Origin of the sequence: Paenibacillus sp. MDMC362 (assembly GCF_003269305.1) — a bacterium.
GTDB lineage: Bacteria > Bacillota > Bacilli > Paenibacillales > Paenibacillaceae > Paenibacillus_AQ.
On the sequence record NZ_QLYT01000014.1, the window covers coordinates 154148 to 176341 of the forward strand.

Below are 22194 nucleotides of genomic sequence, written 5' to 3' on the forward strand. Positions count from 1 at the left end.
GGTGAATTACTCCTTCAAAGAACCGATTAATACACCCTTCACAAAATACTTCTGAACGAACGGATATACGCACAGGATCGGAACGGTTGCCACCATCATGGTCGCCATGGACAAGGACTTGGTCGTTACGGCCTTCATCGCGCTCATCCGGCCCTGCGCCGCCGCATCCATGTTCTGCATTTGTTCCATCATGATATTGGCATTGAGAATCTGCTGAAGCTTCGTCTGTATCGGCAGCAGATCCGCGTTGGATATGTAAATGCTTGGCGCAAACCAATCATTCCAATGATATACGGCCGTGAACAACGACAGCGTCGCGATGACCGGTCCCGACAGCGGAAGCACGATTCGGAAGAATACGCCCCAGTTCGAGGAACCGTCGATATGGGCCGACTCCTCAAGGCCGGGCGGGATACCCTTAAAGAACGTCCGGAATATGATCATATTCCACACGCTGATGATACCTGGAATGACCATAACCCAGAACGAATTCATCAGGCCCAGTTCCCGAATGAGCAAATAATTCGGAATGAGTCCGCCGCTGAAGTACATCGTTACGATGCAAGTGACCATATAAAAATTCCGGCCCATCAACTCGCGCTTGGATATGCCGTAGGCGAATATGGCGGTTGCTACAATGGATAGAAGCGTACCGATGACCGTGCGAAGCACCGAGATGACGAACCCGTCAATGAGGCGCTCGTCCTTGAACACGACGCGGTAATTCTCCAGCGTAATCTCGCGCGGCCAGAACGTAATGCCGCCCCTCATCGTGTCTGTCCCCGAGTTAAACGAGATGATGGCCGCGTTCCAGAATGGGTACAACGCGATAAATGCCAGCAATGTCAAAGAACCATAGATGAACCCAACGAATACCCGGTCTCCGTTTGCCAGCCTCATATGCATCTCTCCCCTTTCTTCCCTACCATAGGCTGTTCCCCGATCGTCGGGCCCAATAATTGGCTCCGGCCAATAACAATACGCTGATGATTGCCTTGAATAGACCTGCTGCCGTAGCGTAGGAGAATCGGCTGTTCTGAATGCCAATCCGGTAGACGTACGTGTCCAGCACGTCGCTGACATCCCGCAATACCGGATTGCCGGCCAGCAGCAAAATGTCCTCAAAACCGGCATTCAGGAAATTGCCGATCGCTAAAATCGAGAACACGACGATAATCGGCATGATGGACGGAATAGTGATGGAGATGATCTGCTTCAGACGGCTCGCACCGTCAATGGAAGCCGCTTCATACAGCTGGGGATTAATGCCCGCAATGGCCGCCAAATACACAATGGAGGAAAAGCCGATCTCCTTCCACACATTCGTTACCGTCAGGATGCTCCAGAAGTACTTCGGCTCCGATAGAAAATTGATCGGTTCATCGATCAGGCTCAGCTTCTGCAGCAGAATGTTCAGACTGCCGTTGTCCGTAGACAGAATGGAAATCGCGAAGCCCGAGACGATGACCCACGACAAGAAGTGAGGCAGGTAGCTGATGGTCTGGACGATTCTTTTGAAGGAATGCCTCCCTACTTCATTCAGCATTAACGCAAGCAGGATCGGTGCAGGAAAACCGATGCACAGCTTCAGCAGGCTGATGACCAGAGTGTTCCGCATAATGGTCCAGAACTCCGGGGCCCCAAAGAACATTTCAAAATGCTTGAGACCCACGGGCTGTTCAGAAACCCCTTGAACAAACTGTAGTCCTGGAATGCCATGAGCACTCCGTACATGGGAATGTAGCTGAAAACGAGAATGAACATCATGGCCGGAAGCACCATCAGCTGTATATCCCATTGCTTCAGAAAGCGGCGCAAGCGGCCTTTCTTCACATGCGTCCCCGCCCTGCCGTCAATCCCGGTTTGCGACACTGGCATCTCCCCCTTTTCTATTTCGTGTCAGGTTTATTGACATATCCTTGAGATGCTTGCCACTTTATTGTATCGCCTGACCAGGCTCATTTCTCTGCTAAAACAAGCAAAAACCAGCACTATTTCACTGGTTTTTAGGAATGTTGCTTTTGTGAAGCCTTCGGCGTCATGCCGATGTGCTTTTTGAACAGCCGATTAAAGTTGGTCAGCGTACGGAAGCCGCATTCCAGGGCGACGTCCATCACTTTCATATGGCCTCCTTCCAGCATCGTGACCGCCTGCTCCAGCCGAATGTGGATCAGGTACAAGAGCGGCGGCATGCCGACCGCACGCTTGAATATTTCACTGAACCTGGAAGGACTGAGATAGACCAAGGAAGCCAATTCTTCCAGCGTCCAGGGGTGGGCGAAATTTTGCTCCATCACCATGATGACTTGACGCATTTTCTCCAGCTGCCGTTCGCTGATGCTGGGTTCGCTTCCGCCCTCCCCTTCGATCCGGCACTCCCGGTTAACGGTGGCCAGGAACTGAAGCAGAAGCGAGTATACGACCGTAGCGTAAGACCGCTGTTCCCCCACATGCTCCTTCTGCAGCTCAAACAGCAGCGAACGCAGCCTATCCATCGCCGGGTGGTCGCGGGGGATCAGGTTCATGTAATGCTTGCCCATCTCGCGGAACGGGCTGAACAGCTCCGGATCGAACCGGAGGTTATGGATAAACCAAGTTGAATCGAATGAAATGACGGTCATGACAAGATCCTTCGTCTCGTAAGCGCAATGAAGATCATTGGAGTTGATGAGCAGTACATCCCCTTGCTGGAATTCAAATTTTTGCCCGTTGATGATGTAGTAACCCGTACCGGATTTGATGTAATTTATCTCCAGCACGTTGTGCCAATGAAGCTTTTGATAGGGGCTGGTCACGCCAATCGTATCGGCGACAAAAACCGGATAATTCTTGGCTAATATTACTTTTTCCTTCGGTATCGCTTCTTCCCTCATGATTGATGGCATGATATCTCCCTCCATAACCGATATTTTCTTGTAAGCGTTGCATCCATACATTTCTTGTGAAAGACTCTATCATCTATATTCCATAGTTGTAAATAAAAAACTGCCCCAAATGTCATATCATGACCTGGGGCAGCTTGTTGGTGCGATAATGCCAGAACAATAAGCGGAGGCTGATCAAGGAAACTTCAACATACCTGATGAAATCCTGAATACTCGATAAAAACTAGTTGGCCGGCGTGAATTTGATCCAGTCATAGTACGCACGAACCGGGTAACCCGGGTAATTGAACTTCCCGGTCCATATCTCAGCCGGCCCTGATCCCGACCATAGGTTAACCATGATATGGCCCGGACTTGTCGGAAGCGCACCTCGTGAGCCATTCTCCGTATGGACCAGTTGGCCGTCTACATACCACTTGATGGATGATGGCGACCATTCGAACGCATAGTTATGGAAATCGAGCGACGCATCAAACCCTAAATTGATGATGGTGCTGTGCTGGCCTACGCCATTGGTGAAATAATTTGTTTCCATCTTCGTGGTGTCTTTCCCCAGGATTTCAATATCAATCTCGTCATTGGACGTGCCTGTGGCTTGACCGGAATACGTAAAAAGGCTCGTAACCAAGCCCGTTCCCTTAGCCGCTTTGATCCGCGCTTCAACACGGCCGTAGCCGTACTTTTGATGTGTCGCATATTCACCGGAAGCATAGGATTTGCCCGAGCAGCTCGCAGGACATCCCGCATTGTCCAGTCGCAAAGCCATAATTCCGTTTGAGAACTCCTGGTTTGCCGCCTTCCAGCCCACCCCGAAATCAGGGCCGTTCCCCCATCCATCGGAAGTATAGAACAGATTAGGGTTCGTGCCGTTCAGCGGCTCATTAAATGCAATGTCGGCAGCCGACGTTTGAATCGGTACCAACAATCCGCATAACAAGCCGCCAGCCATAAGTACAGTCGTCATTTTCTTTCTGAACACACTTAGCTTTTTCATGAACAACACCTCTTTCTTGAAATGTAATGAGTGAATGCAAGCAAGAAAATCCTTGCCTCCGTAATCTCTGATCTCTTTAAGACCTCCCTCCATCAAATGTCTGTAATGACCACCGGGAATGGTGGATCAATTCTATCGTACACACAAATATTTTGGAAATCTCAGCCATTTCAAGGATAAAACGACACTATTTAACGGCACTTGCTGCCCTTCCAAGCGAAAAGACTGCAGCAGGTTTTACGCTTCTCCCTGTTACAGTCTGTTTATCCTTACCCGTCTGATTCACTATATTGGCACCGACTCGTGCTGCTGACGATACGAGGTAGGCGACGTGCGGTAATATTTAGCGAATGCTCGCGAGAACGTGTGGAGATTAGAATATCCCAGCGAAAAAGCAGCCTCCGTCACGGACACATTAGTTTCGGTCAACAGCACCGCTGCCCGCTCCATCCGCAGCTTCATGAGATAATGGCTCGGACTGATGCCATACGCCCGAATAAACTCACAATACAGATGCGTCCGGTGTACGCCGGCATGCTCGACCACATCCATAACGGTGATCCCCTCCATGTAATGGGAATCCATATAATGAACGCTTTGCTCAAGCCAGTTCGATTTACTCCCTTTTTGGACCGTGGCACCCGCCAGCAGCTCAAACAGCCGGTATAACCATTTCTGTCGTGCAAACTCGTTTCCGACGGTATCGTTGTCAACGCACCTGTTTATTTGATCCAGCACCGCCTGAAGCTCACCCTTCATCACGTTCTGCACATAAGGCTTGCTTGGATGCAGCCCGATCCGGCTCAAAGCCATGTCAGTCAATCCTCCATCCAAAACGACCCACTGCATGTGCAGCGCCGGTTCGAGATGGCCGTTCGAATCCCAGTAGCTGTACCTCGTACGAGGAAACAGGCAAAAGACGTCTCCCTCCGACAACGTAACCTCCTCATCCCCGTAAGCCAGTGAGACCATTCCGCTCAGAACAAAATGCAGCGCATAGTTTTCGGAGACTTTGGGGCCTACAAAATAGTGGGGCTTGCCCCGGCTCCGGCCCGTACGGAGAATCCAGATTCCTCCCCCTTTTTCCATATCCGAAGGTATGGAGTACTTCATATCGGCATTTTCGAAGACCATTTCCTTCACGCATTATCCCTCCAGTCACAAAAAAAGAATGTTTCCGGCTACCGTAGAGCCCTGGTAATGTTCCGCCTGCCTTCATCAAGTAAAAACAACAAAAAGACACAGCCCCATGGCTGTGCCTCCAGTGAACTGGTCGACAAACCTTCCTCCATATGTTATCTATTTGGATATGCCCCCGCGTCAGACGCAGGCTCTCCCGCTTTACACGTTTCCAATGGCTGCCGGATTGTTCTTATAGCTGATCCAGTCGCTCCAGCTGCCTGCATACAGCTTCACCTTGCGGTATCCCGCTTCTCGCAAAGCCAGCACGTTCGGGCACGCGGACAGCCCGGAGCCGCAATACACAATCACTTCATGATCCGGATCTATTCCCGCAAAACGTTCACGCTGCCGCTCAGCCCCCTTCAGCGTCCCGTCTTCATCAATCCCATCCTTCCAATAGGCATGCACCGCCCCCGGAATATGCCCGGCCACCGGGTCCAGTGGAGCCGTTTCTCCCGCATACTGTTTCCAGTCCCTTGAATCGAGCAGGGTCACGCCGGCTGCGCCAAGCTTCGCCCTCACCTCGTTCACATCAGCCAGCCAATCCTTCTGCACGCTTGCCTGGAAAGAACGCGACGTCACTTCGATTTTCCCCGAGATAAGCGGATATCCGGCTGACTTCCAGCCTGCCAATCCTCCATTCAATATATATGCCGAACCGTGACCCAGGTATTTCAATATCCACCATAACCGCGCTCCTTCCGGGCGGAGGTCATCGTCATAGACAACGACAGGCGTACTTGCATCGATTCCGAGATTGCCGAGTCGCCTGGCCAGCTCATCCGGTTGCGGCAGCGGGCTCCGGCCGCCGCCCACCTGGTTGATTCATCAGCTCCTTTTTCAAATCAACGAATACGGCACCGGGCACATGCTCATGCTGATAAGCCTCATAGCCGTAATCCGCATTGCCCGGGCTGAATCGGACATCCGCGATAACCAGCTGATCCGGGTTCGACTTCAGCTGCTCCAGCACCCATTCCTTGCTTACGAGATTTGACAATGGCTCCACGTCCCTTCTTGATTTCAAGCAGCTGTTCAAATCGTGAATTCCAAATCCTCTTCTGTCTTCACGTCATAGATCGCAGAGTAGATGTCATTCTGAATCTTCAGCAAACCGACATCCTCCCGCTTGCGCGGACGCTCATGGGGAACGTCGAAAATGTGGTGAATGCGCCCGGGACGCGGGGATAGCAGGACGACCCTGTCCGCCAGAAAGACGGCTTCGGATACGTCGTGGGTCACAAACACCACCGTCTTCTTCTCCTCCTGCCATATGCGGAGCAGATCCTGCTGGAGCTGGAGCCGGGTCAAATGGTCCACCGCGCCGAACGGCTCGTCCATCAGGAGGATGTTAGGGCTGCTTACAAGCGCCCTAGCGATCCCTGCCCGCTGCCGCATGCCTCCCGACAGATGATGGGGATACTTGGAACCGAATCCCTGCAGACCGACCAGGTTCAAATATTTGTCTACGAGCGTTTGCCGCTCCGCTTTTTTCATGCCGGCGAGCTCCAGCCCAAGGCCGACATTCTGCGAGATGGTGCGCCACGGATACAGGGATGCATCCTGGAATACGACCCCTGAGCTCCGCGTGGGTCCTTGAACCTTCGCGCCATCCTGCAAAATTTCGCCTTCCGTCGGAAGCTGCAACCCCGCCAGCAGCTCGAGCAGCGTGCTTTTTCCGCAGCCGCTCGGCCCGAGGATGCACAGAAATTCGCCATCCCGGACCTGCAAGTTTATATGTTGAAGCGAGATCGTAGGAAGATCGCCGTCATAGACCTTCGAGACATTTTCCACCGTAAATCCCGACATAGGAACGCCTCCTGCCACACTTTATTTTTTCGGAATAAACCTCAGGTCCAGAATGTCCTCCACCTTGTAAATCTCATCCTGGAAACCTAACTCCTTCTGAATCTGCTGAGTATCGTTCAACGCGTTGATGTCCACGTCCGGATTGTTCTCCCACAGCACCTCTTCACGTTCCAGCGCCAGATCCAGCACCTTAGGATCAATCTCGATATTGTTCAGATAGTACGCCTTATACTCGTCCGGATGGCTCTTCGCATATTCTTGCGATTTGAAATAGGCCCGCAGCAGCTTCTCGACCAATTCCGGTTTCTCGTTCAATATGCCGTCACGCGCCGCCAGCACCCCGGTGTGGAAGGTCGGCAGGTAATCCCAGCCTGTAGCAATGATATGGCCTTTTTCCTGCTTCTCCGCGAGAGAAGCGAACGGCTCATGGATGATGGTGGCGTCAACCTGTCCGGTTTCCAAGCTCGCATAAGCCGCCTGATGCGTGCTGTTAGCAATGAAAATTACATCCTCCGGCTTCAAGCCATGCTCCTTCAGAATGACTCGTGTATACACCTCCAGCCCGCTGCCAAACACGGCGATGCCCACCTTCTTGCCCTTCAGGTCTTCCACCGTCTTGATCTCCGGCGAGGCAATCAGGTAGAACGGGCCTTTGGTTCGGAACATGGAGGAGACGATTTTGACGGGAGCACCCTTACCCGCGGCCACAATCGCCGTCGTCGTGGCTACGTCGACCACGTCAATGTCCTTGCTGGTCAGACCGGCAATCGGGTCCTTGGTGGTAATGAACTCGACGTCAAGTCCTTCTTCCTCGAAGAATCCCTTCTCCGCCCCGAAGGACACCGCCAATCCGCTGACGCCGCTAAGCGGCGCGTAACGGATCTTCTCAAGCTGGGTTCCCGCAGCGCTCTCTCCGGCCTCTGCGGACGGGGCTGCTCCCTTGCCGCTATCCGTGCCGCTTGCGCAGCCGGCCGTGATGGCGATTAACCATAACGCCGCAAGCGCTATGATGTACGGACGTATTTTTCTTCTGTTCATATGGATCTCTCCCCTTGTAAGTGACGCTCTTTTTGATGGATTTATGACGACTTCCATTTCAAAAACACATTGCGCTCCAACAAATCGATTAATGAAATAATGAGTACGGATACGACGGTAACCAGCGCTACAATGGCAAAGGCCTGCGCGGTATTATACAGCGATGTCGCCTTCACGAGTATATTGCCAAGGCCATCCTTCGATGCCAGCATCTCCCCGAACAGAGCCCCCACCAGTCCGGTTGCAGCCGATAAACGCAGACCTGCGAATATGGTCGGCGCAGCCGATGGCAAAATCACCTTCATGATGGTCTGGTTCCGCGTAGCCTCGAACACTTGAGCAACCTTCAGGTGATTCTCCGCCGTCTGCTTGATCCCGGTCATCGTATTGACCGTGATCGTAAAGAAACAGAACAGGAACACAATCGATATTTTATGCGTAACCCCGATCCCGAGCCAGAGCGCAAGCAGCGGCACGATCGTAACCTTCGGAATCGCCATCAGCGCCGAAAGATACGGCCGAAAAAACTGCTCCGCCCAAGGGATCAGCACCAGAGCCATGCCGACGGCCAAACCGCCAAGGGCGGCAATGCCGTAGCCCGCTACGAATTCGGCCAGCGTGACGGACAGGTGCTTCCAAATCTCTCCGTCACCGAACAGTTTGAACAGCTCACGGAATACCTGCGATGGCGCAGGCAGATACAGGCTGCTGACGATCTCCGCGCGAACCAGGAGCTCGCAAATTCCCAATATGATCAGCAGTAAAGCCGCCTGCCCCGTCCAGATACCGCGGTATTTCTTGGCATGCCTCGTTCCCATCAGGCTCACCCCTTCGCAATCAGATCATATCGGTTCCCCGGGCGGCTTAGTCCCAAGTGCTCCTGGAAGGTGCTGCCTTCATATTCTTTGCGGAATAAGCCCCGACGCTGAAGCTCGGGTACCACCAGCTCCAGGAACAGATCCAGTCCACCCGGCATATAAGGCGGGCACACATTGAATCCATCGGCCGCTTCATCCCGGAACCATTCTTCGATGATATCCGCCACCTGCTGCGCACTGCCGACAACAAGCAGATGCCCGCGGACCGTGACGGTAAAGAAATAGAACAGATCCCTGATCGTAATATCCGCGCGCCCGTTGGCCGCTCTCGCCAAGTCGGCCCAGTGTAAGGCCGTTTCCGAAGCCGATACATCCGGCAGAGGATCCTCCAGGGAGTATCCTCTTAGATCGATTCCGATTTTATCCGACAACGGACCCAGATCGTAATCGGTCACAACCAGTTCATTCAGCTGCGCATATTTGGCTCGTGCTTCTTCCTCGGTCCGGCCCACGATCGGGACCAGCCCCGGCAGAACTTTCAAATCCGAAGCTGCCCTTCCATACTCCGGCAGTCGGCCTTTCACATCCTTGTAAAATTTGACGGCAACTTCCTTTACATTCGTTCCGGTGAAGACCATGTCGGAATATTTGGCCGCCAGCATTTGGCTGCGCAGGGAGGTTCCTGCCGTGATCAACGGAAGCTGCCCCTGTATCGGGCGCAGAATGTTCAGCGGACCCGCAACGGAGAAGTACTCGCCGACATGGTCCAGAGCGTGCACCTTGCTTCCGTCGGCGAACACGCCGCTTGCTTTATCCCGCGGAAGGGAGTCGTCCTCCCAGGTGTCCCACAGCCCGCTGACGATTTCAATGAATTCCTCGGCGTAGTCGTACCGCTTGGCGTTATCCCAATGCTTCTCCCGGCTGAAATTCAGCGCAGCCCGCGGATCAGAGCCCGTCACGACATTCCATGAGGCCCTGCCCCGGCTAAGATGATCCAGCGATGCCGTGAAGCGTGCGATGTTGTAAGGCTCGGCATAGGTGGTGTTCACCGTGCCGATCAAACCGATTCTATCGGTTGCCGCCGCCAGATAGGACAGCATCGTAAACGGCTCCAGCCGCGTCATTTGGGAAGGGAATAAATGCTGCATGTCCGCGCTCGTGGCCAATCGGTCTCCCAGGAAGAAGAAATCGAACTTGGCCTTCTCAAGCTTTTGGGCGACCTCCTTCAGGAACTGGGGATCGTAAGCCCCGTCCGTTTTGCCTTCGGGCAGTCTCCAGCCCGCGGGATGATAGCCTGTCCCGAATAAAAACAATCCAAGATGCAATTGACGACGTTTTGAACTCATGGTTGTGTCACCTTCCTGATCTGTAATATTTGATCATCAAGCGTTGAATTTCTACAGAACCGCTTTATCCGCGGATTTCCTCCGATAAACGATCAATTTCCTTCAGTTCTTCTTCTGTCAGCCGCTCATCCGAATATTTCAAGGTATCTGCAATGTGCTCCGGCCTGGATGCTCCGACAATGGCTGACGTGATGCCCGGGCGACTAAGCACCCAGTTCAGGGCGAACTGCGGAAGCGTCCATCCCCGGTACTCAGCCAGCGGCCGGATCGCTTCTACAATGGAGAGCGCATGCCTCTGGTTCAGCAGCAATTGCAGTCTCTGTTCGCCTGCAGCCAAGCGCGAGGCCGATGGGGGAGCTTCTCCCGCCCGGTACTTCCCGGACAATATGCCCCGGCCGAGGGGGCTGTACACGATAACCCCAACGTGTTCGGACTGGGCAAAGGGAATTAATTCACGTTCGATATCTCTTGTAATGAGACTGTATTCCGGCTGTACGCTTTCGAACCTGCGAAGACCATGGAGCGCACTGATGCCATGAGCTTTGGCCAGCTGCCAGGCCGCGTAGTTCGAGCAGCCGATATAGCGCACTTTTCCCTGTCGCACAACATCCGTGAGCGCCTCCAGCGTCTCTTCCAGCGGGGTAAACTCATCAAACCGGTGCACTTGATAAAGATCGATATAATCCGTTTGGAGCCGGAGAAGGCTGTTCTCCAGCGCGCGATAAATATGATAGCGGCTTTGGCCTTGGTCATTGATGCCGGGTCCGATCCGGTTATGCAGCTTCGTAGCCAGAAGAATGTCCTGTCTTCGCTCCTTCAGCAGCCTGCCCAAAATTTCTTCCGACTCCCCAAGCTGATTTACGTTCCCGTTATCCATACCCGTGCCGTATACGTCCGCCGTGTCGATCAGATTGATTCCGGAAGCAAGCGCCAGATCCAATACGGCGGCCGAAGCCCTCTCATCGATCCAACGCCCGAAAGCCATGGTCCCGAGGCTCACCTCCGACACTTGAATTCCCGTTCTGCCCAGTGGTCTATACTTCATACATTGCAGCCTCCTCATAAGATTCAGATAAGAAAACCTCTATCGAGGCTTTTTCAAGGATGAGCGAGCGATTCAAAGGTAAGTTTTCTTCGATATCAGGAAGGACCTGCTCGAAGGGTCTGATATCTAAAAAAACAGCCGAAGACACACCTCGGATCACTAGTTGATCCAAGGATGCATCTCCGGCTGTCCGGTAGATTGCGCATAAATTCTATTATTTCCGATATGTTAAGTAGGATTATAGCATCGTCTAATTTTGTCGTCAATTATTTTTAATGTTGGGTTTCCGGCCGGTTGAGACCAAGATGGTCCCGTAACGTTCTGCCTGTATAGTCCTCGCGAAACAGTCCGCGCTGCTGGAGCAGCGGCACTACGCCCTCCACAAACTGTTCAAGTCCACTCGGAAGCAAAGGGGCCATAATGTTGAATCCGTCGCAAGCCCCGCTTCGAAACCAATCCTCGATCCGATCGGCAATCTGCTGCGGGGTTCCGATCATCGTCATATGACCTCTGGCGACAGCGTAATGTCTGCCCAGCTCCAGAATGCTCATGCCCGATTTCGCGGCCATATCCATAATCATGATCGCCCGGCTGCTGTTGCCTTCCCTCCGCAGATCAGGCAGCGGACCGTCTACCGAATATTCGCTCAAATCCGCATTCAGCAATTGAGATAAATACTTCACCCCTGCTTCCGGCAAGATGAGCTCGCTGAATGCCCGGTGATACGCCAAAGCTTCGGCTTCGCTCTCTCCGAGGAAGATCAGCAATCCCGGGAGAACCTTCACCTCCTCCCCTTCCCGTCCATACTCCTTAAGCATCTCCTTAAACTCGCGGTAATACCTTATCGCATCTTCTTTACTCTCACAGGCCGTAAACACAACATCGGCTGTTTGGGCGGCCAGCCTTCTTCCCGCTGCCGAGGTTCCCGCTTCAATGATAACGGGCCTGCCTTGCGGGGATCTGGGCATGTTCAACGGCCCTTCCACCCTGAAAAATTCTCCTTCATGGTGAACCCGATGAATCCGGGCCGTATCCGCAAAAACAGCTCTCTGCCGATCCAACACAAGGGCATCGTCCTCCCAGCTGTCCCAACATGCCATCACAGCCCGCAGAAATTCCTCCGCCCGTTCGTACCGCTTCCCGTGCTCCATTAATTCAGCCGAGCCGAAATTGCGCGCCTCGGCATCCTTCGTGGAAGTCACCACATTCCATGCGGCTCTGCCGCCACTGATATGATCCAGCGTGGACAGGCGTCTAGCCAATGCGTAGGGCTCGTTGAATGTGGTAGATGCCGTGCCGGCTAATCCAACATACGCCGTGACGCCTGCCAGACTGCTGAGCATGGTCAGCGCTTCAGGCTGAAGAAAGCTGACATTCGTCCGCAAATCCTCGATCAACGGAATCGAGTTGTTGTCCGCAAGGAATACCATATCGAATTTTCCGCGTTCGGCTGCTTGAGCGCAGCGCTTATAGAAATCGTAATCCACGGCTCCGACCCCCGCCGAACCGGGATGCCGCCAAGCGGCAATATGATGGCCATAATTCATTAGAAAAGCACCCAGACTTAATTGGCTTCGCTCCGCCCCCATCTCTATACTCCCCTTCGCTTGATCTCTGCGATAAGCTGTTCCTCTACAGAAACTTACGCTCAACCAGGTTCTCTACGTAATCACCGACAAACTTCATATCATCAAGACGGGATTGAACCTCCTTCTCCCATATCCGGGCATCCTGTAATGAAGCAAGTGTGACCTGATTGCCGAACCACGACTCCACCTCATCCCGCCGGATGGTGAAGGTTTGGTCTTCAAAGGCGAGAATCAGTTTCTCCAATTTATCAATCATGGCAAAATTAGCAGTGGAATTATAAACCAGCAGCTGTTTCAGCTTCTCCTCTTGCAGTTCGTCGGCCCTGGCCTGGAATCGGATCTCGGCCGTCAATTCCTCCGGATACAACTGAAACGTGCGTTCGATGTCACGCATGGGAAGCGATGCATTCAAATTGATCAGGTTCCCGGCATTCCCCATATACGGGCTCGCAAAGCTTAACGAATTCCGGATATCATGCGTCAACGGATCATTCTGCTCCGCTTCATATTGAACGGCCTGTTCATCTGCTTTGGGCTTGATGAATCCTTCCAGTGCAGCCATACCCGCTATACCGATAAGCAGCAGTATAACGATCAGCCCATTTTTTTTGCTCATGGTTCATTCACCTCAAGTTGAAGAGTTAATTTACTAGCTTTTTGGACAAGCAGCGGAATGATGACCGACGTCATCGGGATGGCATATCGCATGACGGTCACGTAGAACGAATAGGGCCCATCGATCCGCAATTCTCGCCCAAACCATAGATCGCTGCCGTATTGAATCAGGAAGGTGTACATGGATACAACTACGATAAATATCGACCACAGCCACCATGCCCCTTTGCTCCATTTGGCCAATTTGCCTGCGTTGACCACAGCTGTCCGCTTCTCATATCGTTTCAGATGCCGCGACATGGAAAGATACACCGCTCCGGTTAAGACAACGAGACATAGCAGAAGGGTGTTCACCCCTATACCGCTTGGCAAAAATCGGGCCGGGATCGTGACGATCCACGCCAGCAAGGAATAAATAAGCGCGCTCTGAACCAATTCATAGCGGAAACGGTAGCTGTAAACTTTTTGATTATCGTCAATGAGGGTTTCGATATCTTCGATGTTATCAATGGCCAGACTGATGGCCGATTGATATTCCATGCCATTCTCCATATAATCCGTAACCCGAGCCTCCAAATTGCTGAGAACCTCATGTTTCAGCTCTACCACTTCCTTGGTTTTGCGTTGATTCGCAAATAGACGATCCACAAAGATTTCTAAGTCATGACTGTTGGCCATCGTCTGTCAGCTCCTTTCCGTTTCCGATCAGAATATCAATAATCTCGCGCGCAGCCTTCCATTCGTCCTGATTCTGCCGCAAGCGTCTCTGTCCCTCCTGGCTCAGGTTGTAATATTTGCGCCTTCCGCCCTGGGTTTCTTCACCCCAATAGGAACGGATGAATCCCTGCTTCTCCAACCTTCTCAGACTGGAATACAATGTAGGCTCCTTCAGCTCAAATCGATTCCCGCTTCGCAGCGAGATTTCTTTAATGATCTGATAACCATAATTATCTCCGTCCAATAACACGCGCAAAATAAAGGTATCAATATTTCCACGTATCAAATCGCTGTTATGTATGGAATCTATCAAATACCCTGACCTCCTTAACGAAACGAATAGGAATAATATAACGCATATTACTATGCATGTCAAAGTAATATTACATACATATATTTCTTCTTACCTCGATTGACGGTTTACAAGCACTACTATATAATTCTTGAAAGTTCTTCCTATTATAAATGGAATCCCTACGATACAAGATGCGGTTCCAATCCCTTCATTATTGTATTTAGTACGTGCAGGAGGAGACGGTTTTGCTTCATAAATACATTCGACGACTGAAATACTATATTCTCCGGACTCTCCGCATGCAAAATAGCGATCATCGAATCGCGCTCGGTTTTGCCGTAGGCTTCTTTCCTTGCTGGTATCCAACCTTCGGCATTGATCTGCTGCTGGCTCCGCTGCTCGCTCGTATGGTTCGGGCGAACATCCCTTCCGCCTTCCTTGCAGCTTCGGCAGGCTCCGTCTTGTGGCCGATCCTGTTCTATTTAAACTATAGAATCGGGGTATTTGTGCATCTGTTCACCACATTTCCCAAAACCTTTGAAATCGAAGATGCTCTCTCGGTACCTGTCCCTGAGACGGATTATAGGATTGAGACGAACCATTTTGGCAGATTAGGGGATATGGGCGTCAACTTTCTTGTCGGTGCCCTCATCAATAGCATCCTCTCTACATTGATCCTCTATATTTTACTGCGCATCTTGCTTTCCGTTTACCGCAGACCCCTGCTTCACAAAATCAAAGAGTCCGTTCGAAGAGGTAAATCGAAGTCTTAATTAAAACTCACATTGAAAAGCGCCTGGAACCCTCTCCTTAGGCGCTTTTTATTTTTTAGAATTAAGATGTTTGTCCCTTTCCGGATCTCAACTCCTCTTCAGTCCTGGCCGGTTTCTCTGGAAAATTCGGTATAAGTTGCTAAAAACACGGCATTCTAAAGAGGATGAGCCTTTACTACATATCGGCAAAGGAGGGGAAAACTGAATGAAATCCAAGGTGCAGTACGTACTGCTTGACCCTGTTAAAGAACGGCTTCTGAATTGCGAGGACGTCATCTATCAATCCTTACGTGTCCATGGATCAACGTGCACCGTCATCTACATTGAATCCATTGTGGATATCAGCACCCTGCACGAACATATCGTCAAACCGCTGATTAAGGAAGCCTCGTTGATTCAGCATAATTTCAACGACTTCATTGACCGTATGGATCGTGGAGATATACTGTCGGTTCCATTTCATCGCTCTTCCTCGGCGGAGTATATTGCCAATATGATTGTCGAGGGCACAGCGGTAGTGGTCGTGGAGCAGTTGGCAGAGGCTTATTTATTTGACATCGCATTGTATCAGAAACGGGCGGTTTCGGAATCTCAGAATGAGCTCGTGGTGAACGGGCCGCAGGAAGCCTTTATCGAAGACATTGGCACGAATTTATCGCTGCTCCGGCACAAAATCAAGCATACGGACCTCAAAACCGTGCGTTATCAGATTGGTGACTATTCCAAGACCGCGGTATATATGGTGTACGTCGACGGCTTATGTAAACCCGAAGTTGTCGCTCAAGTGGACCGGCAGCTGAATAGCATATCCATTGACGGCACCTTCGGGATCAGCACCTTGTCCGAGCAAATGAAGGAAGGCGTGAAATCTCCGTTTCCGCAGTTTCAATACACGGAACGACCCGATTCCGTAGCCGCTTCTCTGCTTGAAGGCAGGGTCGGCATCATGCAGGATGGAACGCCGTCGGCACTGATTGTGCCTGTCACTCTATTTTCCCTGCTGCAGTCGTCCGAGGATTATTATCACAGCTTCTTCTCCTCAAGTTGGATCCGGATTGTCCGGTTCGTGTTCGCCATTATCTCATTACTGATGCCTTCGCTATATGTGGCGATTACGACATTTCAGCCATCCATTATACCCACCGATCTGCTGATCACCATTGCGGCATCACGTGAAAATATCCCGTTCTCCGCTTTAACGGAGGCACTGATCATGGAACTGACCTTTGAAGCGCTGCGGGAAGCCGGAACCCGGATCCCAAAGCCCGTCGGACAGACGATATCCATTATCGGCGCCATCGTCATTGGACAGGCCGCAGTGGAAGCGGGGGTCGTATCCAACCCGATGGTCATCGTGGTCTCGATCACCGGAATCGCTTCTTACATCATTCCGCACTTCGAGCTTGGGCTTGCGTTCCGCTTGCTGCGTTTCCCCATACTCATTCTCGGAGGGACACTCGGCCTAATCGGCGTATTTGCCGCTGCCTTCCTTGTGTATGGCCACATGGCTTCCCTGAAGTCATTTAATACGCCTTATCTGCAGCCCGTTGCGCCACTTGTGATATCCGAATGGAAGGATACCTTTTTGCGGGCACCATCCATGCTCATGAAGAACCGGCCTAAAACCTATGCGTCTTCCAACAATTTAAGGAGAAGAAAGTCATAATGCCGATACTCAAATTGCTTAACTTGTTGAAATTGGTGCTTCCCCTGACTCTGTTGACGGGTTGCGGTTTCACGATGACCAAGGTTGAAATCAATGAGCAAACCTTTGTATTTGCCATGTATGTGAATAAAGGTCAGCAAGAAGACACCGTAGAAGTTACGATCAGTGCCCCCCTGCCAAATCGGCTTACGTCTGGAAGCCAAGCAGGCGGCCAAGGTGGCGGTGACCCGTATGCCATGGTAACCAAGACGTCCAGTACCGTGCAGGATGCCCTGCATCTGATTCAACGGGATCTTTCCAGGCGTTTTGACTTCAGTCACACCAAGGTCGTAATCGTTGGCAAAAGCTTCGCGGAGGCGGGATTAGAAGAGCTTACGGACTGGCTCCAGCGAGAACCGACAACCAACCTGAATATTTATTTAATGGTTGCACCCGGAGACGCCAAAAAAGTCGCGGAGCTGACGCCGGTCTTTGAACAGATGCCCTCGGAGGTACTCACCCGCTTTGCAGACCAGCACAACATGATTGTGACGAACCTGAAGGATTGCCTGTATGCCGAATCGGCCAATCAAGGCTATGCCTTGAACTATCTGTCAGCAGGCTTGAAGCCTATGGTGGCCGACCAAGAGAAACTGGAGCCCTGGGCAGGGATTCAGGGCACGGCGCTTTTCCGTCATCATAAACTTGTGGCCACACTCCCGATGAAGGAGTCGCTGGCCGTCAGTTGGGCAGTGAACGAGGTAAAGGGTCCTCTGTATACCGTTCAATGGAGTGAAGATAAAAAGGCAAGCGTATTTCTTATCACATCAAGCTCCAAGAAGTCGGTGCGCATGGTTTCGGGTCATCCGGTGTTCACGGTAAAGCTAAGCGGAACGGGTGATGTCATATATAAACCAAAGCAGAAGCAGCTGGATACCCTTCAGGTGAAAGAGCTCATCGAGCGTGAGCTCAATGATCAGATCGCCGGTCATTTAAGAAAGGCTCTTCGTACGTCGCAACGGGTTGGATCAGATATCCTGCAGCTTGGCATGCTGGTCGATTGGAACTATCCGGATCATTGGCAGAAGGTTAGTGCCAACTGGCCCGATTATTACAAAAACGAAGTTGAGATTCAGGTGGTTACCGACATCAAAGTTCGAAACTTCGGTTCCGTGCTTAGAATGAATCCCAAATAAGGAGGCATGCCCATGCTCGCTCTTCTGTTCCTCGTGTACTCCTTGGTGGAATGGTATATCGCGAAGAAAAAGGCAAAAGCACCTCGTGAAAAATGGACGGTTCTCATACTGATTCTTGTGTTCACCGTCTGGAATTTATTCACCTTATACTCTCACGAGCGACTGACCCCCAACCATCTGATTATGCTGATATTCGGCTGGCTTGAAAACATATAATGAAAAATCTATCGGGGTGCTTTTACAGAGGTCATAATCAATAACGGAAAGGATGTACGAACCCAAGATGCGCAATACTCCCTGGCAGCTGTTCCGTTTCGGATTTGTCTACCTTAACGCCATACCTACCGGATTTCTGATCAGTCCCCTATTGTGGAGCTCTGCTTATTTAGGATGGGCTGCGATTCTGGGAGGCTATGCGATGAGTTTAATCTTCCTGTGGTTTACGGTAAAGCTCGCGCTGTGGGATACTCAGAAACCCTGGATCGACTTCGGCAGTATGCTTGTCAGCAAATGGATTCATATCCCTGTCGTCGCTTTGGTTTTCTTCTGGTCGATCAATTACATAGGAATGGATATCGAAAGCTTCACTTTATTCTTCGACACCAATTACATGCGTGAGTCTCCTCAATGGTTCGTGCTCCTAATCGTGGGTCTGGTTGTTATGATCACTGCCAGATGGGGTATGGAGACGATGATTTATATTTCGGACGGGCTGTTTCTCGTCATTGTCCTTGCCATCGTGTCCATGAACATGTTTTTCTTCAAGGAAGCCCATTTTGATATGATGATTGCGATGGTCAGGCATCATAATTATGAGTCGGCAATCAAGGATGCCTTGTTCTGTTTATCATTCTTTGCGGAATGGATCGTTTTTCTCTTTCTCGCTCCCTATATCCAATTTAATAAGAAATCGTTTCGAAACCTCGCCGCATCAGGGATATTGGTAACGATAGGCATATTGCTCCAATGGGCCTCAGCTTTACTGAATTTCGGTCCTTATTTAGGGCGGGAGATGCAATATCCGCTTGTTGAATTAATGCGTGCAGCCAGTGGGTTTCTCGGCAATTCTGATCCGCTTATCATCGGATTATGGAGCAGTTCGATGTTTTTCCATAGCGCCTTTCTCATCCATGTAAGTGTAAGATGTCTTGCCAAACTGCTTCATCTGAAGCAAATGGATGGACCGTTGATTGCCATCATTGGAGGAACGGCTATCGTAATTGCATTTCAGTATTCGCAAAATCCGATCCTCTTTCTTCAGGACTTCAATTCTTTCGGGATGGCGATGTTCTTTATTCTTATGGAGTTTATCCCTATTTTCTACTGGATCGCCTCCCTGTTCCGTAAACGCAGACCCAAGCGCAAACAAAAACCTAAAGCCAATCATAAACCCGCTGAATCTTAAAACTGTATCGATATCCTGATGAAAACGAAATAAGAGAGCTGCATTTGCCGCTCTCTTAGCCTCTTTGATCAACCTAATTGAAGTTTATACTTATTTAACTCGTCAAAAAATCAACATTTTATGAAAGCGCTTCCTACAAAAAGGTTCTTTTATTGTAAGCAATTGGCATATTATATAGTACAGTAGACCAGCTGACAAGGGTGGCAGCAGGAGGTGATAGGCATGGGCGTGAATGAAGCTTTGGCTTTAATGATATCGTTCGCCACTCTGGTCGTCTCGATCCTTGCCTTCCATAATAAGAAATAGACCCGTCCCTTGTACAGATGAATCTATTTCTTACGTCTGGTTGCAAGCAAATATCCACCTTGCAGGTGATGATCTGCTGTGCGGGAGTCGGCGGCAACCGGCTCCTTTTATAATACACAAAAATATCCTATTCCGATTTTCACGGAATTATGACTCGGGGGCTCCCGAATTAAGTATTTAGGATTGGCTTTACTTCGGCTATAATTTTCTCGATCTGTTTGGAGCATTCTTCATACATTTTTTTCGCCTTCTTACTCTTTGTACTGAGGCTGAATAACTCCAAATCCGCCTGACATTTTTTCAAATTCGCATAGAGCAGTTTCCGCTCCTCATTTTGGGGAACCTGAATCTGATCATCATACAAATCGACGATTAGTTGTCCATAATTGTCTACCTGGGCGAGAAATACATCCTTGATCTTAGCACCCTGCTTGTCCAGTTCTTCCACCAGCCATCCCTGATTGAAGCCTGCGACGCGCAGCGGTTCATCCATGACCTCACCATCCATGACGACAACCTGTCCGGGCTTTTCCGGCGCTACCTGGACACCAAGGTCTTTAGGAGTTAAAGGCAGATTCTCACGCGTCAGCAGAACATTAATTTCCCCGCTAGACTCCATAATGGCAAATTCCACGTCAGCGACCTGAAACACGTCTTTTTTCCGCAGCTGCTGCATTAACTCATCGGCAGACAGTTTTTCTTTCTTTAAATTATCTTCTAATATCTTGCCGTCTTTGATGAGCACGGTCGACTTAAAATCGATAAAATCCCTGGCCTTCTTGCTCTTGATTGTCAGGAATTCAATAAGTAATGAACAGGCTACCCATACGCCCAGCGCCACTAATCCCAAATACCAGTTCGCATCAAGATCCAAGGAGATGTAGGCGGCCAAGCTGCCAATCGTAATCCCCGTTAAATATTCAAAAAAAGATAGCTGTGTAACCTGCCGCTTGCCCAGCAGTTTCGTCATCAGAAACAACACGACCACAGCACATAAGGTTCTAAGTACAATTTCCAACCACTCGGCCACAATAAAGCCTCCTCATTTCATGCCTTGACTTGATAATCACACTTTAGATTATTGTCAAATATCCCTTTAGAAATCACGCCATTATTTCCCAAAGGGAACTCCGTGCATGTTCTTCTACAAAATGCGTACATTATTACGCATGAAAGGAGTGATAAAAAGCAATGACCGTAGCTTCCGATGTTAAAACATGTCTCTCCTCCTTAAAAAGCGCTCAGGCCAGCCTTGAGCAATTTGCACTGTCCACGCAGGATCAAAATGCCAAGGATTTGTTCACGGCGGCAGCACAACAAACACAACAAGTCGTGAACCAAGTGGCCGAGCGAGTTCAGCAGCTTGAACAGGAAGAGCCTCAGTATAAAGGTTTCTAAACTTTCGTTTTTAGTTTGCTCCATCACTTGTACGCCCATGCAAACCTCCTATCCTCCCCTGATAGGAGGTGCTTTATATAATGTTATTTATTATTGAGTTATCCTCCCCATCAGGGTAAAGTGTTAATAACGGCGACTGAATTCAAGGGGGTAGATTCGATGAAAAATGAAACGCGTCCTATCGATGTCATCACGTTTGGTGAATCAATGGGATTATTATATCCGGAAGGCGCACGGGGTATAGGACAAGGAGGAAGCATGGCACAATCCTTCGGCGGTGCCGAAAGCAATCTAGCCATCGGCTTGGCCAGGCTTGGCTGCAGCAGCGGATGGTTCGGTCAGCTCGGTAACGATCCGATCGGAACCGGAATTTTGAAAACGCTTCGAGGAGAAGGTGTCGACATTTCCGCCGCCAGACAAACGGATGCTGCACCGACCGGTCTTATGCTGCGTCAGAACGTTCGCGGTCAATCCTCCGTCTATTACTACCGCAAAGGGTCCGCCGCCAGCCACATGACGCCGGACCATGTAAACTCCGAATACATAGCCAAGGCCCGCATCTTTCATTTTACAGGCATCACCGCAGCTCTAAGCAGCAGCTGCCTGGAGACGATACGGCATGTCATTTCCGTATGCAAATCGCATGACGTCCTGATCAGCTTTGACCCTAATCTCAGGCTCAAGCTATGGAATATCGAGGAAGCTCGTCCTGTATTGCTGGAGCTTGCGGAAGCCTGTGATTATTTTCTTCCGGGCTATGATGAATGCAAGCTGCTGTTCGAAACAGAGGACGAGCAGGCGATCCTGGATCGTCTGCGACAGCTTCCCGGAATGTCCGTTATCAAAAGTTTCAACGGGAGCAATGTCATTGTCCACAAGAGCCACACCTACTCCCTTCCCTTTGAACAGGTGGATCAAGTGGTGGACACCGTGGGAGCAGGCGACGGCTTCTGTGCCGGTTTCCTTGCCGGTATCGCCAAGGGCTGGACACCCGAAGAGGCTCTCTCGCTGGGCGGCTTAACCGGTTCGCTGGTGATCCAAGCGCCCGGTGATTGGGAAGCACTTCCGACCTGGGAAGAGGTACAACAGCGGCGCGGAAATGCTGCTCATATCGAGCGTTAACTCCTGTTTTTTAAAC

General features: G+C 50.7%; 23 protein-coding genes and 2 pseudogenes. 8 read left to right on the forward strand and 17 right to left on the reverse strand.

Translation table 11 applies throughout. The features are described 5' to 3' along the window. Positions 1-6: 6 nt before the first annotated feature. From DP091_RS06440 to DP091_RS06515, 16 genes and pseudogenes are all read right to left on the reverse strand, one after another. Positions 7-900 carry a carbohydrate ABC transporter permease gene (locus DP091_RS06440; RefSeq protein ID WP_113057559.1) on the reverse strand — a complete coding sequence of 298 codons (894 nt, stop codon included), beginning with the start codon at positions 898-900 and terminating at the stop codon, positions 7-9. A gap of 22 nt (positions 901-922) precedes the next feature. After that, positions 923-1878, reverse strand: a pseudogene (locus DP091_RS06445) (ABC transporter permease). A gap of 128 nt (positions 1879-2006) precedes the next feature. Then, positions 2007-2885: an AraC family transcriptional regulator gene (locus DP091_RS06450; RefSeq protein ID WP_113057560.1), complete on the reverse strand. Its 879-nt coding sequence runs from the start codon at positions 2883-2885 to the stop codon at positions 2007-2009. A 223-nt stretch (positions 2886-3108) separates the two neighbouring features. After that, the gene (bglS, locus tag DP091_RS06455) at positions 3109-3879 is read right to left on the reverse strand and encodes a beta-glucanase (RefSeq protein WP_113057645.1); all 771 of its coding nucleotides are present in this window, start codon (positions 3877-3879) and stop codon (positions 3109-3111) included. Between the two features lie 285 nt (positions 3880-4164). Beyond that, the gene (locus DP091_RS06460; protein ID WP_258394422.1) at positions 4165-5013 is read right to left on the reverse strand and encodes an AraC family transcriptional regulator; all 849 of its coding nucleotides are present in this window, start codon (positions 5011-5013) and stop codon (positions 4165-4167) included. Between the two features lie 207 nt (positions 5014-5220). Continuing rightward, positions 5221-6061: pseudogene (locus DP091_RS06465) on the reverse strand (sulfurtransferase). Between the two features lie 35 nt (positions 6062-6096). Then, positions 6097-6870 (reverse strand): ABC transporter ATP-binding protein, encoded by a 774-nt coding sequence (locus DP091_RS06470; RefSeq protein WP_113057562.1) that lies wholly within the window; start codon positions 6868-6870, stop codon positions 6097-6099. Between the two features lie 21 nt (positions 6871-6891). After that, positions 6892-7908 (reverse strand): ABC transporter substrate-binding protein, encoded by a 1017-nt coding sequence (locus tag DP091_RS06475; protein WP_113057563.1) that lies wholly within the window; start codon positions 7906-7908, stop codon positions 6892-6894. Between the two features lie 41 nt (positions 7909-7949). Then, positions 7950-8726 carry an ABC transporter permease gene (locus DP091_RS06480; protein WP_113057564.1) on the reverse strand — a complete coding sequence of 259 codons (777 nt, stop codon included), beginning with the start codon at positions 8724-8726 and terminating at the stop codon, positions 7950-7952. Positions 8727-8731: 5 nt separating this feature from the next. Further along, the gene (locus DP091_RS06485; RefSeq protein WP_113057565.1) at positions 8732-10072 is read right to left on the reverse strand and encodes an LLM class flavin-dependent oxidoreductase; all 1341 of its coding nucleotides are present in this window, start codon (positions 10070-10072) and stop codon (positions 8732-8734) included. Between the two features lie 64 nt (positions 10073-10136). Continuing rightward, on the reverse strand, positions 10137-11117 hold the full coding sequence (locus tag DP091_RS06490; protein WP_113057566.1) for an aldo/keto reductase: 981 nt from the start codon (positions 11115-11117) through the stop codon (positions 10137-10139). Next, positions 11107-11289 carry a hypothetical protein gene (locus DP091_RS06495; RefSeq protein ID WP_113057567.1) on the reverse strand — a complete coding sequence of 61 codons (183 nt, stop codon included), beginning with the start codon at positions 11287-11289 and terminating at the stop codon, positions 11107-11109. Before DP091_RS06495 ends, DP091_RS06490 begins: the two co-directional genes overlap by 11 nt. 100 nt (positions 11290-11389) lie before the next feature. Then, positions 11390-12706 (reverse strand): LLM class flavin-dependent oxidoreductase, encoded by a 1317-nt coding sequence (locus tag DP091_RS06500; protein ID WP_113057568.1) that lies wholly within the window; start codon positions 12704-12706, stop codon positions 11390-11392. Between the two features lie 43 nt (positions 12707-12749). Further along, positions 12750-13322, reverse strand: a complete 573-nt coding sequence (locus tag DP091_RS06505; protein ID WP_113057569.1) for a DUF4825 domain-containing protein — start codon at positions 13320-13322, stop codon at positions 12750-12752. After that, on the reverse strand, positions 13319-13999 hold the full coding sequence (locus DP091_RS06510) for a permease prefix domain 1-containing protein (RefSeq protein WP_113057570.1): 681 nt from the start codon (positions 13997-13999) through the stop codon (positions 13319-13321). The genes DP091_RS06505 and DP091_RS06510 overlap by 4 nt, the downstream gene beginning before the upstream one ends. Further along, positions 13983-14351 carry a PadR family transcriptional regulator gene (locus DP091_RS06515; RefSeq protein WP_113057571.1) on the reverse strand — a complete coding sequence of 123 codons (369 nt, stop codon included), beginning with the start codon at positions 14349-14351 and terminating at the stop codon, positions 13983-13985. Before DP091_RS06515 ends, DP091_RS06510 begins: the two co-directional genes overlap by 17 nt. Before the next feature lie 227 nt (positions 14352-14578). Between DP091_RS06515 and DP091_RS06520 the strand changes: the two genes are divergently transcribed. The 6 genes from DP091_RS06520 to DP091_RS32310 all read left to right on the forward strand — a co-directional run bounded on the left by DP091_RS06520 (position 14579) and on the right by DP091_RS32310 (position 19658). Next, positions 14579-15106: a DUF2062 domain-containing protein gene (locus tag DP091_RS06520; RefSeq protein WP_113057572.1), complete on the forward strand. Its 528-nt coding sequence runs from the start codon at positions 14579-14581 to the stop codon at positions 15104-15106. A 205-nt stretch (positions 15107-15311) separates the two neighbouring features. After that, positions 15312-16772, forward strand: coding sequence for a spore germination protein (locus DP091_RS06525; RefSeq protein ID WP_113057573.1), 1461 nt, complete (start codon positions 15312-15314; stop codon positions 16770-16772). Continuing rightward, positions 16772-17947, forward strand: coding sequence for a Ger(x)C family spore germination protein (locus tag DP091_RS06530; protein ID WP_113057574.1), 1176 nt, complete (start codon positions 16772-16774; stop codon positions 17945-17947). The genes DP091_RS06525 and DP091_RS06530 overlap by 1 nt, the downstream gene beginning before the upstream one ends. A 12-nt stretch (positions 17948-17959) precedes the next feature. Then, positions 17960-18163 (forward strand): hypothetical protein, encoded by a 204-nt coding sequence (locus DP091_RS06535; RefSeq protein WP_113057575.1) that lies wholly within the window; start codon positions 17960-17962, stop codon positions 18161-18163. Positions 18164-18230: 67 nt separating this feature from the next. Further along, positions 18231-19352 (forward strand): GerAB/ArcD/ProY family transporter, encoded by a 1122-nt coding sequence (locus DP091_RS06540; RefSeq protein WP_113057576.1) that lies wholly within the window; start codon positions 18231-18233, stop codon positions 19350-19352. A gap of 222 nt (positions 19353-19574) precedes the next feature. Next, positions 19575-19658 (forward strand): putative holin-like toxin, encoded by an 84-nt coding sequence (locus DP091_RS32310; protein WP_223260591.1) that lies wholly within the window; start codon positions 19575-19577, stop codon positions 19656-19658. Positions 19659-19827: 169 nt separating this feature from the next. Here DP091_RS32310 and DP091_RS06545 read toward each other — a convergent pair whose 3' ends face one another. Continuing rightward, complete coding sequence (locus DP091_RS06545; protein ID WP_113057577.1) at positions 19828-20688, reverse strand: DUF421 domain-containing protein; 861 nt, start codon at positions 20686-20688, stop codon at positions 19828-19830. 161 nt (positions 20689-20849) lie between these two features. Here DP091_RS06545 and DP091_RS06550 point away from each other — a divergent pair, with 161 nt between their 5' ends. Then, the gene (locus tag DP091_RS06550) at positions 20850-21056 is read left to right on the forward strand and encodes a DUF1657 domain-containing protein (RefSeq protein WP_113057578.1); all 207 of its coding nucleotides are present in this window, start codon (positions 20850-20852) and stop codon (positions 21054-21056) included. Between the two features lie 159 nt (positions 21057-21215). Continuing rightward, positions 21216-22178 (forward strand): sugar kinase, encoded by a 963-nt coding sequence (locus DP091_RS06555; RefSeq protein WP_113057579.1) that lies wholly within the window; start codon positions 21216-21218, stop codon positions 22176-22178. Positions 22179-22194 lie beyond the last annotated feature (16 nt).

What these genes read in the sequence shown, in the direction of transcription:
- DP091_RS06440 (WP_113057559.1), bottom strand. Translation starts at nt 900, where the DNA reads ATGAGGCTGGCAAACGGAGACCGGGTATTCGTTGGGTTCATCTATGGT.
- DP091_RS06450 (WP_113057560.1), bottom strand. Translation starts at nt 2,885, where the DNA reads ATGCCATCAATCATGAGGGAAGAAGCGATACCGAAGGAAAAAGTAATA.
- bglS (WP_113057645.1), bottom strand. Translation starts at nt 3,879, where the DNA reads ATGAAAAAGCTAAGTGTGTTCAGAAAGAAAATGACGACTGTACTTATG.
- DP091_RS06460 (WP_258394422.1), bottom strand. Translation starts at nt 5,013, where the DNA reads ATGGTCTTCGAAAATGCCGATATGAAGTACTCCATACCTTCGGATATG.
- DP091_RS06470 (WP_113057562.1), bottom strand. Translation starts at nt 6,870, where the DNA reads ATGTCGGGATTTACGGTGGAAAATGTCTCGAAGGTCTATGACGGCGAT.
- DP091_RS06475 (WP_113057563.1), bottom strand. Translation starts at nt 7,908, where the DNA reads ATGAACAGAAGAAAAATACGTCCGTACATCATAGCGCTTGCGGCGTTA.
- DP091_RS06480 (WP_113057564.1), bottom strand. Translation starts at nt 8,726, where the DNA reads ATGGGAACGAGGCATGCCAAGAAATACCGCGGTATCTGGACGGGGCAG.
- DP091_RS06485 (WP_113057565.1), bottom strand. Translation starts at nt 10,072, where the DNA reads ATGAGTTCAAAACGTCGTCAATTGCATCTTGGATTGTTTTTATTCGGG.
- DP091_RS06490 (WP_113057566.1), bottom strand. Translation starts at nt 11,117, where the DNA reads ATGAAGTATAGACCACTGGGCAGAACGGGAATTCAAGTGTCGGAGGTG.
- DP091_RS06500 (WP_113057568.1), bottom strand. Translation starts at nt 12,706, where the DNA reads ATGGGGGCGGAGCGAAGCCAATTAAGTCTGGGTGCTTTTCTAATGAAT.
- DP091_RS06505 (WP_113057569.1), bottom strand. Translation starts at nt 13,322, where the DNA reads ATGAGCAAAAAAAATGGGCTGATCGTTATACTGCTGCTTATCGGTATA.
- DP091_RS06510 (WP_113057570.1), bottom strand. Translation starts at nt 13,999, where the DNA reads ATGGCCAACAGTCATGACTTAGAAATCTTTGTGGATCGTCTATTTGCG.
- DP091_RS06525 (WP_113057573.1), top strand. Translation starts at nt 15,312, where the DNA reads ATGAAATCCAAGGTGCAGTACGTACTGCTTGACCCTGTTAAAGAACGG.
- DP091_RS06530 (WP_113057574.1), top strand. Translation starts at nt 16,772, where the DNA reads ATGCCGATACTCAAATTGCTTAACTTGTTGAAATTGGTGCTTCCCCTG.
- DP091_RS06535 (WP_113057575.1), top strand. Translation starts at nt 17,960, where the DNA reads ATGCTCGCTCTTCTGTTCCTCGTGTACTCCTTGGTGGAATGGTATATC.
- DP091_RS06540 (WP_113057576.1), top strand. Translation starts at nt 18,231, where the DNA reads ATGCGCAATACTCCCTGGCAGCTGTTCCGTTTCGGATTTGTCTACCTT.
- DP091_RS32310 (WP_223260591.1), top strand. Translation starts at nt 19,575, where the DNA reads ATGGGCGTGAATGAAGCTTTGGCTTTAATGATATCGTTCGCCACTCTG.
- DP091_RS06550 (WP_113057578.1), top strand. Translation starts at nt 20,850, where the DNA reads ATGACCGTAGCTTCCGATGTTAAAACATGTCTCTCCTCCTTAAAAAGC.
- DP091_RS06555 (WP_113057579.1), top strand. Translation starts at nt 21,216, where the DNA reads ATGAAAAATGAAACGCGTCCTATCGATGTCATCACGTTTGGTGAATCA.